Source organism: Corynebacterium hylobatis (assembly GCF_003955685.1).
GTDB lineage: Bacteria > Actinomycetota > Actinomycetes > Mycobacteriales > Mycobacteriaceae > Corynebacterium > Corynebacterium hylobatis.
Window position 1 is genome coordinate 95,530 of sequence record NZ_RXHJ01000002.1, and the last position, 12,777, is coordinate 108,306.

At 68.7% G+C, this 12,777-nt stretch carries 15 protein-coding genes; 8 read left to right on the forward strand and 7 right to left on the reverse strand.

What is annotated here, in order from left to right:
* From EAH68_RS01680 to EAH68_RS01705, 7 genes are all read left to right on the forward strand, one after another.
* Entirely contained in the window at positions 1–537 is a 537-nt protein-coding gene (locus tag EAH68_RS01680) for a ribonuclease FAU-1 family protein (protein WP_126119590.1), read from the forward strand.
* 144 nt (positions 538–681) lie between these two features.
* Positions 682–858, forward strand: a complete 177-nt coding sequence (locus EAH68_RS14685; RefSeq protein WP_164546370.1) for a hypothetical protein — start codon at positions 682–684, stop codon at positions 856–858.
* Positions 859–878: 20 nt separating this feature from the next.
* The gene (gene arsC / locus EAH68_RS01685) at positions 879–1,220 is read left to right on the forward strand and encodes an arsenate reductase (glutaredoxin) (RefSeq protein WP_126119591.1); all 342 of its coding nucleotides are present in this window, start codon (positions 879–881) and stop codon (positions 1,218–1,220) included.
* Positions 1,221–1,391: 171 nt separating this feature from the next.
* The gene (locus EAH68_RS01690; RefSeq protein ID WP_126119592.1) at positions 1,392–3,047 is read left to right on the forward strand and encodes an NAD-dependent epimerase/dehydratase family protein; all 1,656 of its coding nucleotides are present in this window, start codon (positions 1,392–1,394) and stop codon (positions 3,045–3,047) included.
* Positions 3,048–3,058: 11 nt separating this feature from the next.
* Positions 3,059–3,583 (forward strand): CinA family protein, encoded by a 525-nt coding sequence (locus tag EAH68_RS01695; RefSeq protein ID WP_241228235.1) that lies wholly within the window; start codon positions 3,059–3,061, stop codon positions 3,581–3,583.
* Between the two features lie 48 nt (positions 3,584–3,631).
* Positions 3,632–4,810 carry a zinc-dependent alcohol dehydrogenase gene (locus EAH68_RS01700; protein WP_126119593.1) on the forward strand — a complete coding sequence of 393 codons (1,179 nt, stop codon included), beginning with the start codon at positions 3,632–3,634 and terminating at the stop codon, positions 4,808–4,810.
* Between the two features lie 31 nt (positions 4,811–4,841).
* A complete protein-coding gene (locus EAH68_RS01705) occupies positions 4,842–6,353 on the forward strand; it encodes an FAD-dependent oxidoreductase (RefSeq protein WP_126119594.1) in 1,512 nt (503 codons plus the stop codon).
* A gap of 12 nt (positions 6,354–6,365) precedes the next feature.
* On the opposite strand, the gene EAH68_RS01710 is transcribed toward EAH68_RS01705, so the two are convergent.
* The 6 genes from EAH68_RS01710 to EAH68_RS01735 form a co-directional block, all read right to left on the reverse strand.
* Positions 6,366–6,845: a nucleoside/nucleotide kinase family protein gene (locus tag EAH68_RS01710; RefSeq protein WP_126119595.1), complete on the reverse strand. Its 480-nt coding sequence runs from the start codon at positions 6,843–6,845 to the stop codon at positions 6,366–6,368.
* Positions 6,842–7,606 (reverse strand): energy-coupling factor transporter transmembrane component T family protein, encoded by a 765-nt coding sequence (locus tag EAH68_RS01715; RefSeq protein WP_126119596.1) that lies wholly within the window; start codon positions 7,604–7,606, stop codon positions 6,842–6,844. Before EAH68_RS01715 ends, EAH68_RS01710 begins: the two co-directional genes overlap by 4 nt.
* Positions 7,603–8,919: an ABC transporter ATP-binding protein gene (locus EAH68_RS01720; protein ID WP_126119597.1), complete on the reverse strand. Its 1,317-nt coding sequence runs from the start codon at positions 8,917–8,919 to the stop codon at positions 7,603–7,605. The genes EAH68_RS01715 and EAH68_RS01720 overlap by 4 nt, the downstream gene beginning before the upstream one ends.
* Positions 8,919–9,509, reverse strand: coding sequence for an ECF transporter S component (locus EAH68_RS01725; protein WP_126119598.1), 591 nt, complete (start codon positions 9,507–9,509; stop codon positions 8,919–8,921). The genes EAH68_RS01720 and EAH68_RS01725 overlap by 1 nt, the downstream gene beginning before the upstream one ends.
* A gap of 128 nt (positions 9,510–9,637) precedes the next feature.
* Complete coding sequence (locus EAH68_RS01730) at positions 9,638–10,018, reverse strand: DUF2218 domain-containing protein (protein WP_126119599.1); 381 nt, start codon at positions 10,016–10,018, stop codon at positions 9,638–9,640.
* A 9-nt stretch (positions 10,019–10,027) separates the two neighbouring features.
* Entirely contained in the window at positions 10,028–10,915 is an 888-nt protein-coding gene (locus tag EAH68_RS01735; protein WP_126119600.1) for a 2-dehydropantoate 2-reductase, read from the reverse strand.
* Positions 10,916–11,001: 86 nt separating this feature from the next.
* Here EAH68_RS01735 and EAH68_RS01740 point away from each other — a divergent pair, with 86 nt between their 5' ends.
* Positions 11,002–11,940 (forward strand): DUF808 domain-containing protein, encoded by a 939-nt coding sequence (locus tag EAH68_RS01740; RefSeq protein ID WP_126119776.1) that lies wholly within the window; start codon positions 11,002–11,004, stop codon positions 11,938–11,940.
* A 27-nt stretch (positions 11,941–11,967) separates the two neighbouring features.
* On the opposite strand, the gene zupT is transcribed toward EAH68_RS01740, so the two are convergent.
* Positions 11,968–12,774 carry a zinc transporter ZupT gene (zupT, locus tag EAH68_RS01745; protein WP_126119601.1) on the reverse strand — a complete coding sequence of 269 codons (807 nt, stop codon included), beginning with the start codon at positions 12,772–12,774 and terminating at the stop codon, positions 11,968–11,970.
* Positions 12,775–12,777 lie beyond the last annotated feature (3 nt).

Genomic DNA, 12,777 nt, shown 5'->3' on the forward strand with positions numbered 1-12,777 from the left:
ATGGCTGCTGATCTGCATCCGGTCAAACAGGAAACCTTCAACACCGCTGAACGGGTCAACATCGACCCGAAGGGCCACCCCCGACAGGTGGACACCTTCCGGGTCACTGACTTCGGCCTCTACATGGCCCGCGGTGCGAACCACCCGCGTTTCGGCTATCTCGAGTCGTGGCTGCTGCCGGAGCTGGGGCTGCGCGCCAACATCTTCCATTTCCGGGAGGGTGTCGATGAGCGCCAGGACTTCTACTTCGATGTCGCCGACATCCACGTCGAGGACGGGGTGTGGTCCACCCGCGACCTCTACGTCGACCTCGTCTCCGTCACCGGCGAACCCGTCGACGTCCAGGACATTGATGAACTGGCCGCCGCAACCTCCGCCGGCCTGATCACCGCCGCCGACGCAGAGCGGGCCATCGAGACCACCCTCACCGCCGTGGAGGGCATCACCCGCCACCACGATGACGCCATGGAGTGGCTGCGCACCCTCGGTATCGAACTGACCTGGGCCGACAGCGTGGAGATGATCCCCGCCGAATAGGTGTGTCCCGGGACACAAAGCGAGGTAGGCTCGAATGTGAGCACCGCGTACAGTCCCGGCAGGAAGTACCGCAGTCTCCGCCCGGGACCGTCCGTCGCTCGCAGTACTCAATTCACTGTTTGAGCCTGACTGAAAGGACGCACCATGGATAGCAAGGATGACGCCGAGAAGGGCTACACCTGGGAGTTCCCGGAAGATAAGCCTTTTACCCATAACCACCCGGAGAACCCGGGCAAGGAGAACCGCGAGCAGAAGCAGCAGCTGGCGGAGGAGTGGGGCCAGGAGTCCTTCCCCGCCAGTGATCCGCCCGCGAACTACTGAGCCGACGCTAGGGTTGTGACATGACGACCATCTACCACAACCCACGTTGCTCCAAGTCCCGCCAGGCCCTCGAGAAGCTGCGGGAGAGGGGGATCGAGCCGGAGATCATCCGGTATCTGGACACCCCGCCGAGCGTCGAGAAGCTCCGCGAGCTTGTCGACGCCGCCGGCATCACCGTCCACGACGCCATCCGCACGAAGGAGACCGAGTATAAGGAACTCGGCCTCTCCCCGGAGACGCCGGATGAGGAACTGCTCGCCGCGATGGTCGCCCACCCGCGCCTGATTGAGCGGCCCTTCGTGGTCACCGACAAGGGTGTGCGCCTAGCCCGCCCGACCGAGGCGATCGAGGAGATTCTCTGAGCCTGCCCGGCACCCGGGAAGCATCCGACGCCCGCGCGTGAGGCAGATCACGCCAACCATAAGCATCCGCTACTGCGCTGAGCAGCAACGACAGGTAATCCCCTTGAAAACAGGCGGATTCTCCAGTTTCCTCGGAGTTATCAGCCCACCCCGAGATCTGGAGTGTAAACCATGAAAGTTGTCGTCATCGGCGCCACCGGAAACGTGGGCACCGGCACCCTGCGGGCCCTCCATGAGACACCCGAGGTCACCTCGATTGTCGGCATCGCCCGACGCCTGCCCGAGACGGGCGTCGAACCCTATAAGGACTGCGAATGGCACTCGGTCGACATCGCGGCCGCCAGCGCCGCTGAGGCGACCGTCACCGAGCTGAGCGCGATCTTCGAGGGGGCCGACGCCGTCATCCACCTCGCCTGGCTCATCCAGCCCAACGACCAGCGCGAACTGCTGCGCCGCGTCAATGTCGAGGGGACCCGGCGGGTCACCGAGGCGGTCGCCCGGGCAGGGGTGCCGCACCTGGTGGCGGCCTCCTCGGTCGGCGCCTACTCCCCCGATGAGGCCCGTTCCTCTGCGGACTCCCCACCGCTGCGCGACGAGAGTTTCCCCACCGGAGGCGTCGACTCCTCGCACTACAGCGTGGACAAGGTCGCACAGGAGCACGTCCTGGATGCCTTTGCCGCAGCGCACCCGGAGATCACTGTCACCCGTCTGCGCTCGGCCTTCACTTTCCAGGGGGACGCGGCCTCTGAGATCCAGCGTTATTTCGTGGGCGGCGCGGTGCCTGTACAGGCGTTGAAGATGGGCAGGTTGCCCGCCCTGACGCTCCCGAAGGGCCTGCTCATGCAGGGTGTGCACGCAGATGATGCCGGCCGGGCCTACGCTGCTGCCGTGGTCCGGAAATTACCCGGCGCCTTCAACATTGCCGCTGATGACCTCATCACCCCGCAGGACTTCGCCGACATCGTCGACCACGGACACTTCATGCTCATCCCCCCGACGGTGGTCCGCGCGGCGCTGATCACCGCACATAAATCGGGCCTGGTCCCCGCCGATGCCGGTTGGCTGGACATGGCCATGCAGCTGCCCCTCCTGGACAGTTCCCGGGCCCGGGCGGAACTGGGTTGGCAGGCCCGGGTCTCCGCTGTGGACGCTTTCCGGGAGTTGTTCGAGGGTATGGTCGCCGGCACGGGTCTGCCCTCCCCACCGCTGGTGCCCCGGAAGAAGGATGATCGCATCGTCCACCCCCTCCAGGAGCCGGCCGGTGTCGGCGCCCACGCGGGACAGGGTGCCGCCCCGCAGGGCGGCAGCGAAGAGCTGCCGGAGGACCTGACCAAGGACCTCATGAGCCTGTACCTGTCCGACCACCTCACCGGTGCCACCGCCGGCACCAACCGAATCGAACGGATGGCCGCCGATTTCGTGGACACCCCCGTCTACGCCGATCTGGCCGGCCTGGCCGAGGGTATCCGCGCCAACCGGGAGTTCCTGCGCAACCTCATCGACGACCTCGGTTTCGCACGTCGCCCCTACCGGCAGGCAGCGGCATGGGCCACGGAGCGGGTCGGCCGACTCAAGCTCAACGGCCGACTCCTGGAACGGTCCCCGATGACGATGCTGCTGGAGAGCGAGCTGATGAGTTCCGGGGTCCAGGGGCAGATCGGGCTCTGGGAGACGCTGCACGAGCACGCGGATGAACTCGGACTGGACGCCGAGGTCTTCAGCCGCCTCATCGAGGACACCCAGGGCATGCTCGACACCCTCGGCAAGGTGCACGCCTACGCCCGCAGCCGGGCCCTGCGCGATGACCGTGAGATCTTCTGGGATTAGGTGGTGAAGCAGTGAACGATGCATCCCGGCAGGCCACCGCCCCCGCCCATGCCGCCGCGGAGAAGATGGCCGAGGCCATCGCCGCCCTGGCGCTGGAGCACGGATTCACCGTGGCCACCGCCGAGTCCCTCACCGGCGGCCAGGTGGGCACCGACCTCGCCGCGGCGGAGGACTCCTCCGAATGGTTCGCCGGCAGCGTGGTCAGCTACCAGACCCGCATCAAATACGAGGTCCTCGGTGTACCCGAGGGGCAGCCCGTGATCACCGAGGAGGCGGTGACCGCGATGGCGGCGGGCGTCGCGAAGCTCATGACCGCCGACGCCACAGTCGCACTCTCCGGCTGCGGTGGCCCCGGCAGTCAGGAGGGCCAGGAACCCGGTACCACCTGGATCGCCGCCCACGTGCGCGGTACCACCCGCGCGGAGCTGCACCACTACACCGGCGAACCGGAGGAGGTTCTCGCCCAGGCACGCCAGCGTGCCCTGGAGCTGCTCCAGGCACTCATGCAGGCAACCGTCACCGACCAGTCACCCTGACGCTCCACCCCTGACCACCACATTCCGACCAGCATCAAGGAGCAACCAATGAAGGCAGTCACCTGGCAAGGCAAGCGGAAAGTCAGCGTGGACAGCGTCCCCGACCCTGTCCTCCAGGAGGACAATGACGCGATCATCGAGGTCACCTCCACCGCCATCTGCGGCTCAGACCTCCACCTCTACGAGGTTCTCGGCCCATTCATGGATGAGGGAGACATCATCGGCCACGAACCCATGGGTCGGGTTGTCGAGGCTGGCCCGGCCTCCAACCTCAGCGTCGGTGACCGCGTGGTCGTGCCCTTCGCCATCGCCTGCGGCTCCTGCTGGATGTGCGACCGTTCGCTGTACTCCCAGTGCGAGACCACCCAGGTGAGGGACCAGGATTCCGGTGCCCGGCTGTTCGGCTACTCCCGTCTCTACGGCTCCGTCCCTGGCGCGCAGGCGCAGTACCTGCGGGTACCCCATGCCAATTTCGGTCCGGTCAAGATAGGTGAGGAACTCCCCGACCACCGTTATCTCTTTCTCAGCGACGTCATCCCCACGGCCTGGCAGGCCGTGCAGTACGCCGGGGTCGGCCGCGGTGACACCCTGGCGATCATCGGTCTGGGCCCCATCGGCCAGATGGCCGCCCGTATCGGCCGACACCTGGGTGCCCGGGTCTTCGGCATCGACCCGGTGCCGGAACGCCGCGCGATGGCCGCCCGCCACGGTGTCGAGGTCTTCGACACCACCGGGGACACCAACGACCACATCCGGGAGCTCACCCAGGGCCGCGGTCCGGACGGGGTCGTCGACGCGGTGGGCATGGAGGCCCACGGTTCGCCCATCGCCAAGGCCGCGCACACCGCCGTGGGGATGCTCCCCGACGCCGCGGGGCGTGCCCTGATGGAGCACGCCGGTGTCGACCGCCTGGCCGCACTCTACTCCTCCATCGATCTGGTGCGCCGCGGCGGCACGGTCTCCCTGAGCGGGGTCTACGGCGGCCAGGCCAGTCCCCTGCCGATGCTCACGCTCTTCGACAAGCAGATCCAACTGCGCATGGGCCAGGCCAACGTCAAGGCCTGGATGGATGACGTGCTGCCCCTGGTGGAGGACCCCGACGATCCGTTGGGCACCGAGGATCTGGTCACCCACCGCCTCCCCATCGACCAGGCGCCGGAGGCCTACGAGATGTTCCAGAAGAAGACCGACGGCTGCATCAAGGTGGTCCTGGACCCCCACGCCTGAGGCCGCCGGAGACAACGGAAGGATACCGATCATGAGCAGGCAGAACACCCACCCGATCTGGCATGAGGACGCCCCCGACTACCCCACCTCTCCCCTGCCCGACGGGCAGGTGGACGTCACGGTGGTCGGGGCCGGACTCACCGGACTGGTCACCGCTCTGCTGGCCGCCCGGGAGGGACTCAGCGTCGCCGTTCTCGAGGCCCGTGAGGCCGGCGCGGGGGCCAGCGGGGCGACCACCGCCAAGGCCACGCTGCTGCAGGGCACCCGGTTGTCCTCGCTGACGCAGACCCACGACCGGGACCTCGCGGCGGACTATCTGGCGGCCAACCGGGCCGGCCTCGACTGGCTGCGGGAATTCTGCCGCGCCCACGGTGTGGACACGCAGGCGGTCCCGGCCGTCACCTTCGCCGCAACGGAGGAGGGCGTCACGCAGGTGGAGCAGGAGCACCAGGCAGCCCAGGATCTGGGGCTGCCCACCATCCTGAGCGACACCCTCCCGGTCCCTTTCCCCGCCCACGCCGCAGTGGAGCTGCCCGACCAGCTCCAGCTCAACCCGGCCCACCTGCTGGCCGCCCTGGTCCGCGAGGTGGCGGCGACCGGTGGCACCGTCACCGAACACGCGCGGGTCACGGAGGTCCAGGCGGATGACGGGCAGGTGGAACTGACCACCACCGCCGGCGTGCTCACCGCGCGGCAGGTGGTGCTGGCCACGGCCACCCCGATCCTGGACAAGCGGACCACGACGATGGAGCTGGTGCCCCAGCGCTCCTACCTGTGCGCCTTCGAACCCGCCCCCGGCACGGAGATCCCGGCGGGCATGTTCATCTCCGCGGAATCCCCCACCTACTCCCTGCGCACCTATGAACACGACGGGATGACCAGGCTGCTCGTGGGCGGACAGGGCCACCGCACCGGGGAAACCGGCTCCACCGCCGAACACGTCGCGGCGCTGACCCGGTGGGCCACGGAGCACTTCCCCGGGGTGACGCTCACCCACACGTGGTCGGCGCAGGATTACCACCCCGTCGGTATGGTCCCGCACGTCGAGGCCCTCAGCTGGGGCGGGGGCCGGGTATTCTTCGCCGGCGGCTACAGCAAATGGGGACTCGCCGCCGCCCCCGCAGCGGCGATGCAGATGATCGATCTGCTGCTGGGCCGGGAACCGCGGCTCAGCTTCGGTAGCCCCTCGGTCCTGGGCACAGTGAAGACCACCGCCACCACGCAGGCCGCGGTACCGACCACCGAGATCACCAACCTGGCCCGCGCGGTCACCGGCACCGGGGACACGCGCGGTAACGCACCCGACGGCTCCTCCACGGAGGACAGCGGAGCCGTGGTCTTCCGGGAGGGCACCCACCTCGTCGGCGAATCCTTCATCGACGGCCGGTCCTGCCGGGTCTCCCTGGTCTGCCCGCACATGGGTGGCACCCTGGCCTGGAACGACGCGGAAGCCTCCTGGGACTGCCCACTGCACGGCTCCCGTTTCGCCGCTGACGGCACCCTCCTGGAGGGGCCGGCGGTCAGGGACCTGAAGCAGCTCTGAATCCCCGGAGTCTCACCACTTCAGGTCGAAGTCGACCGGGAGGTGGCCGTGCGCGCGGAAATGCACGGCCTCCTGCTGCGCCCACATCTCCCAGAAGGGCGCATAGCCGGTGTCGCGGTTCAGCGCCCGGGTGCGGCGGACCTCCGTGGGGGCGTTGATGCGCACCGTCAACACCTCACCCAGGGCCCGTGCCGCAGCCACCGAAGCCGCCGTCAGCGCGCCGACCCCCTCCACGATGAGCGACTCCGCCGGATCCAGCGCCACCCAGTCCGCAGACGTATCCGTCTCCCAGTTCCAGCGCCGGAAACCGGGTGCGGTCGGGTGGAGCACATCATCCACCACCATCCGGGAGGCGGCCGCCAGCCCTGACCAGCCCGGGTAGAAATCATCCAGGTGCACCACCCGCAGCCCGGTGCGCCGGGAGACCGCCTCGGCGAAGGTGGTCTTCCCGGCACCGGAGGGACCGTCGACAAGCACCGTCAACCGGCTCATGCCACCCCCAGGAAGCGGAAGGAACCGACCACCACCGCCACACCGATGGCCAGCGCCGAGACGAACAGACACACGGCCATGACCACCCAGTCGCGCCGGGACAGCGTGGATTCCCGGGCCCAGGTCCGGCCGTGTTCAGCCACCCTGTTGAAGCCGCGGGCCTCCATCGCGGTGGCCAGTTTCGCTCCCCGCCGCAGCGAGAGCACCAGCAGGCCGAAGGCGAGGGTGAGGAAGTAACGGACACGACCCTGGTCAGCGATGCCGCGCGCCCGGCGTGCCCGGCGCATCGAGTCGAGGTCGTCGCGGAACAGGGAGACCAGCCGGGCGGCGGCCACCGCGCCGAGGACGAAACGTTCGGGCAGTCTGAGCACCTGCGCCAGACCGTCGCCGAGGTCGGTGGGGTCCACGTCGGCGGACAGGACGATCACGGGCAGGCCGACGGCGAGCACGCGCACGAAGATGGCGGCGGCCAGCTGCAGGGAGTTGTCGGTGACGTGTGCCAGGAGGAACTGGAAGTAGGTGTCGCCCTCGGGGCGGCCGTAGAGCGCCATGGGCACCGCCGCCAGGGGCGCGGCCAGCAGAACCGGCCAGCCACGGCGGAGCAGGCGCCGCCAACCGACGCCGCAGAACGGTGCGGCGATGAGGGTGAAGGTCAGCGCCACGCCCGCAGAGACGACGTCCACGGACAGCAGCAGCGGGGTGGTCAGCAGGATGAGCCCGATGATGCGGGTCACCGGGTTGATGCCGTTGAGGAGGTTCACCGCACCTCCACCGTGTGGTCGCCGAGCGCGTGGATGTAGAGCTCGTCGTGGGTGATGGAGGCGACGGTGACGCCCTCGTCGGTGAGTTCGCGGACCAGGCCGATGAGCTCGGTGAAGGTGGTGGGGTCCTGGCCGAAGGTCGGTTCGTCGAGAAGCAGGAAGGCCGGGGTGTTGACCAGGGCGGTGGCCACGGACAGCCGTCGTTTCTCCCCGCCGGAGAGGGTGAAGGGGTTGGCCTCCGTCAGGTGGGTGAGGCGCAGTCGGGTCAGCAGGTCGTCAATGCGCTCCTGTGTTCCGCCGGAGACGGCCATCTCCGCGGCGACGGTGCGGGCGACGAACTGGTGCTCGGGATCCTGGAAGACATAGCCGATGCGCTGGGCGAGCTGACGGGAGGTCCAGGCGTGCGGGGCCTTCCGCAGCCCCTGCCGCAGGGTCTCCGAGTAGTCGAGCCGGCCACCGAGCGGTTCCAGCAGGCCCGCCAGGGTAAGCGCGAGGGTGGATTTGCCGGAGCCGTTGGGGCCGGTGATCACCGTCGACGCCCCCTCCGGCAGGTCGAGGGTCCGGGGTGGGCCCCAGATGGTGCGCAACTCACGGGCGCTGACCATGGCCTGCGCGCCGGGAACGACGCCACGGGCGGCGGGCAGCACCGGTGGGGCGGGCAGTTCGGCAGCGGTGCTCTCCCGCAGTCCGTCATCCCCCAGGTGGAGGAAGCGGTCCATCATCGGTGCCCACAGGCGGGGGCGGTGCTCGACCACCACAAGGGTGGCGTTGGTCTCCGCGACGACCGTGGCCACCGCCTCAACAACTTCACGACGCCCCTCCGGATCAAGGTTGGCCGTCGGCTCATCCAGCAGGATCAGCTCCGCGCCCATGGCGATGACACCCGCGAGCGCGAGACGCTGCTTCTGCCCGCCGGACAGGTGGCGGGTGGGATGATCCAGCGGGAGATCCAGACCGACCAGATCCAGGGCACGGCGCACGCGGGGCCAGATCTCCTCCCGCGGCACGCGCAGGTTCTCGCAGCCGAAGGCGACGTCATCGCCGATGCGGGAGGCGATGACCTGGGAATCGGGATCCTGCAGGACCATGCCGACGGTGCCGTTGACCTCGAGGGTGCCGGCCTGCTCGCCGTCCTCCTCATCGCCGAGCAGACCCGCCAGGGCAGCCAGCAGGGTGGATTTTCCGGCCCCGGAATCACCCGTGAGCAGGACCCTCTCCCCGCGTTCCAGACGCAGGGAGATGTCCTCGATGGCGGGTTTGAGCCGGGAGGCGTGCCGCCAGCCGAGGTTGCGCGCCTCGACGAGGGCCGTCATCAGACCGGCTTCCGTCCGGCCGCGAACCGGTCGAGCGCGCCGGTCCCCGCCAGCGCGCGGACCAGCCAGTGGCCGAGCACACCGGCCAGCACCGCACCTGAGATGAGCAGGCAGGTCAGGTAGATCGAGTTGAAGGCCAGGGACTTGGCCAGGTTGGCGCTGGTGAACAGCTCAAGGACGAAGGCGCCGACCGCGGCACCCGCGCCGGCCAGCATGGCCACGGGCAGGGTGAAACGTCGATAAGCGAAGGCGGCGAAGGCCAGCTCCGCGCCCAGGCCCTGGGCGATGCCGGCGTAGAGCGTCTCGATGCCCCACTGGTTGCCCAGCAGCGCGGAGACCACGGCCGCGAGGAGTTCCACGAAGAGCGCGGCGCCCGGCTTACGGATCACCAGCCCACCGATGACGCCGCCCATCAGCCAGACACCGACGGCCAGACCACCGAAACCCGGGGTCAGGGCGTCCATGGCGGTGAACCAGGCGTAGCCGATGGAGTTCCACGCCCAGAACAGGAGGCCGCAGGCCACGCCCAGGACAGAGGCGATGATGATGTCGATGACGCGCCACGATGAGCGCGCACGCGGAGTGCTCATGGATAATCTCCCTAGCGCCGGTACTAACCGGATCAGGTTCAGCGGTTCGCCGGCAGCGAAACATCCGGTGCCCTGTGCGTCTCAGCCCGGACTTCCACCGGGTACCCGCGATTGGTCTTCTGGTGCGCTCAGTCTACCGCGCCCGAAGACGCCTCCTTCTCCCCGCCGGTGTCCCCGGTGTCGTCGACCCAGCGCGTCCCCTCCTGCCCACCGGCGCGCTTCCACGCCACCTCCAGGCCCGTGCCCCGTGCAATGTCCACGAGGCTGCCGCCGATCATGGCCTCGAACTGCTCGATTTCCTCGACCGGGCCCACCAGGTGCAGCAGCAGGACACCGTCACCCGCGATCATGTCCACCTCGCCCTCGAGTCCCCAGGTGAACAGCATGTGTCCGGTCCCCTGCTCACTGTCCCACTCCGTGTGCGCGGTCTGCGCGAAACGGTTGGCCAGCGAGCGTGCGTACCTGCCCGGGCGGTCGCACCTGACCCGGGCTGTGGATGAAGCTGTCATGCCCACACCCTAACCCAGCAGAGCAAATGCCAGGTCATGCAGCCTGACATCCACCCCGTGCCGGGCCGCGAGACGGCAGATGGCACCGACCTGGGCGTCGAGTTCGTGGCTGCTGCCCGGCAGGCCGGCTGCCAGGTCGCGGTGCATGGAGCTGGTGGCGTCGGCGGGCATGCGGTCGGCGAAGGCGAGGGTACGTTCCACGGCGTCCTCGCTCAGCGGTACCCCGTTTGCCAGCGCAGTGGCGTGGATCTCCGTCATGAGTGCCGTCAGGCTGGGGCGCAGGCGGGTACGCAGTTCGCCGAGCGGTCGGCCGGCCAGGGCGCCGAGGGCGCCGGTACTGGTGACGTACATGGCCTTCTCCCAGACATCGACGAAGATGTCCGGGTGCACGCGGGCGTCGACACCCGCCGTCTGCAGCGCCGCCGCGAACCCGTCGGCGACATCGTCGGTGTGCCCGTCCCAGGTTCCGAATTCGTATGAGATGGGTCCGCCGTGGAATTCGACCCGGCCGGGGCCGGTGTGGTGGAAGTAGCCGCGCACGACCCCGGGGAGGGTGCGTGTGGTGCCGGCGATCTCGGCGACGCGGGCGGGCACCTCGACGGAGTTCTGGGTGACGGCGACCAGGGATTCCGGCCCCAGGCCCTCAAGCAGTGCCGCGAAGTCCGTGCCGGAGGTCGCCTTCACCGCAAGGAGGACCACGTCCGGGGAACCGGCCTCGGAGAGATGTTCCACGGCGCGGACCGGGATCGGCGGGTCGTCGTTGAGTCGCAGCCCCTCCCCCTGCAGAACCTCCAGGCTCCTGCCGCGGGCGATGAAGACCACCTCGTGGCCTGCCCGTACCAGCCCTCCCCCGAACCAGCCGCCGACCGCCCCTGCCCCGATGACCGCAATTCTCATGTGCCCAAGTCTAGGCCCGGGCGCCTAGAATCGATGATCAGGACCACATGTGTTCCCGCACGCACCCCGACCGAAAGGTGGAGACCATGGCCGGTGGCCTGCTCGCCCTGCTTGACGACGTCGCTCTCATCGCCCGCGCAGCCGCCGCCAGCGTCGACGATGTCGCTGCCGCCGCAGGCAAGACCTCCATGAAGGCCGCCGGTGTCGTCGTCGATGACGCCGCGGTCACCCCGCGTTTCGTCGCCGGGGTCTCCCCTGCCCGGGAGCTGCCGATGATCTGGCGGATCACCAAGGGTTCATTGTTCAACAAGCTCATCATCATCCTCCCGGTCGCCCTGCTGCTGTCGTGGATCGCCCCGTGGGCACTGACCCCGCTCCTCATGATCGGCGGCACCTACCTCTGTTACGAGGGAGCGGAGAAGGTCCTGGCGAAGGTGCTCGGCCACGGCGGCCACGACACCCCGGCGCAGGAGAAGTCCGCCGGGGCGGAGGACCAGCTGGTCAAGGGTGCAATCATGACCGACCTGATCCTGTCCGCGGAGATCATGGTCATCTCGCTCAACGAGGTCGCCGACCAGCCCATGGCCTTCCGCGCCGCGGTCCTGGTGGTAGTCGGTGTCGGCATCACAGCGCTGGTCTACGGCGCGGTGGCCCTGCTGGTGAAGATGGACGACATCGGCCTGCACATGGTCTCCCGTGGCGGAGCCGGGGCCGGTTTCGGCCGGGGACTGGTCGCGGCAATGCCGAAGGTGCTCACCACCATCGCGGTGGTCGGCACCTTCGCCATGCTCTGGGTGGGCGGGCACATCATCATCGTCGGGCTCGACGAGTTCGGTCTGACCTGGATCTATGACACCATCCACCACCTGGAGACCGCCGCCGGCGGCGGCTTTGTCGGCTGGCTGGTCAACACATTCTTCTCGCTGATCTTCGGCCTGCTCTGGGGCGGGGTGGTCGCCTTCCTCGTGGAAGGTGTCGCCCGCCTGACCCGGCGCGGGGCGCACAAGCAGGTGGAGGCGCACTGAGCCGCGGCGTCGAGAAGCGGCAGGTTCTCAGAGCATGAGCAGCAGGGAGGCCGCCATGATCGCCATGCCGAGGATGAGTCCGTAAATCGCGGTGTGGTGGCGGCCGGTGGACACCGCGGTAGGTAGGAGCTCATCGAGGCAGATGAAGACCATGATGCCCGCCACCACCGCGAAGGACAGGCCGAGGGTGGCCGGGCCGAGGAAGGGCATGAGCAGCAGGAAGCCGATGAGGGCACCCGCGGGCTCAGCCAGGCCTGAGACGGTCGACCATGCGAGGGCGCGTTTCCGGGAACCGGTGGCCTGCCGGATCGGCACGGCGACGGCCACCCCCTCCGGGATGTTGTGGATGGCGATGGCCACCGCCACCGGGATGGCGATGGTGAGGTCCTCCAGTCCGGCGATGAAGGTGGCGAAACCCTCGGGGAAGTTGTGGATGGCGATGGCCCCGGCCGTGAACATGCCCATCTTCATCAGGCGGCGGCGTTGGGCGGATTTCTTCGGGTCGTCGCCGATGCCGCGTTCGTGCGGGTTGATCGGCTCGGGCACCAGCCGGTCGATGACGGCGATGACCGCGATACCGGCGAAGAAGGCCGCGACCGTCGCCCAGCTGCCCCCGCGCTCACCCCACACGCTGGTGAGCTCGTCGAAGGCCTTCGGCAGGATCTCCATGAAGGAGACATAGAGCATGACGCCGGTGGACAGCCCCAAGGCCCCGGCCATGAAGCGCTGCCCGGGATCACGCTTCGCCACGGCGATGAGCCCGCCGATACCCGTGGCCAGACCCGCGAACAGCGTCAGGCCGAAAGCCGTGAGAATCGTCGGGAGATCGTACATGAC

Coding starts and splice junctions, on each gene's coding strand:
- EAH68_RS01700 (WP_126119593.1), top strand. CDS start 3,632: ATGAAGGCAGTCACCTGGCAAGGCAAGCGGAAAGTCAGCGTGGACAGC.
- EAH68_RS01735 (WP_126119600.1), bottom strand. CDS start 10,915: ATGAGAATTGCGGTCATCGGGGCAGGGGCGGTCGGCGGCTGGTTCGGG.
- EAH68_RS14685 (WP_164546370.1), top strand. CDS start 682: ATGGATAGCAAGGATGACGCCGAGAAGGGCTACACCTGGGAGTTCCCG.
- EAH68_RS01680 (WP_126119590.1), top strand. CDS start 1: ATGGCTGCTGATCTGCATCCGGTCAAACAGGAAACCTTCAACACCGCT.
- EAH68_RS01690 (WP_126119592.1), top strand. CDS start 1,392: ATGAAAGTTGTCGTCATCGGCGCCACCGGAAACGTGGGCACCGGCACC.
- arsC (WP_126119591.1), top strand. CDS start 879: ATGACGACCATCTACCACAACCCACGTTGCTCCAAGTCCCGCCAGGCC.
- zupT (WP_126119601.1), bottom strand. CDS start 12,774: ATGTACGATCTCCCGACGATTCTCACGGCTTTCGGCCTGACGCTGTTC.
- EAH68_RS01710 (WP_126119595.1), bottom strand. CDS start 6,845: ATGAGCCGGTTGACGGTGCTTGTCGACGGTCCCTCCGGTGCCGGGAAG.
- EAH68_RS01705 (WP_126119594.1), top strand. CDS start 4,842: ATGAGCAGGCAGAACACCCACCCGATCTGGCATGAGGACGCCCCCGAC.
- EAH68_RS01730 (WP_126119599.1), bottom strand. CDS start 10,018: ATGACAGCTTCATCCACAGCCCGGGTCAGGTGCGACCGCCCGGGCAGG.
- EAH68_RS01725 (WP_126119598.1), bottom strand. CDS start 9,509: ATGAGCACTCCGCGTGCGCGCTCATCGTGGCGCGTCATCGACATCATC.
- EAH68_RS01720 (WP_126119597.1), bottom strand. CDS start 8,919: ATGACGGCCCTCGTCGAGGCGCGCAACCTCGGCTGGCGGCACGCCTCC.
- EAH68_RS01740 (WP_126119776.1), top strand. CDS start 11,002: ATGGCCGGTGGCCTGCTCGCCCTGCTTGACGACGTCGCTCTCATCGCC.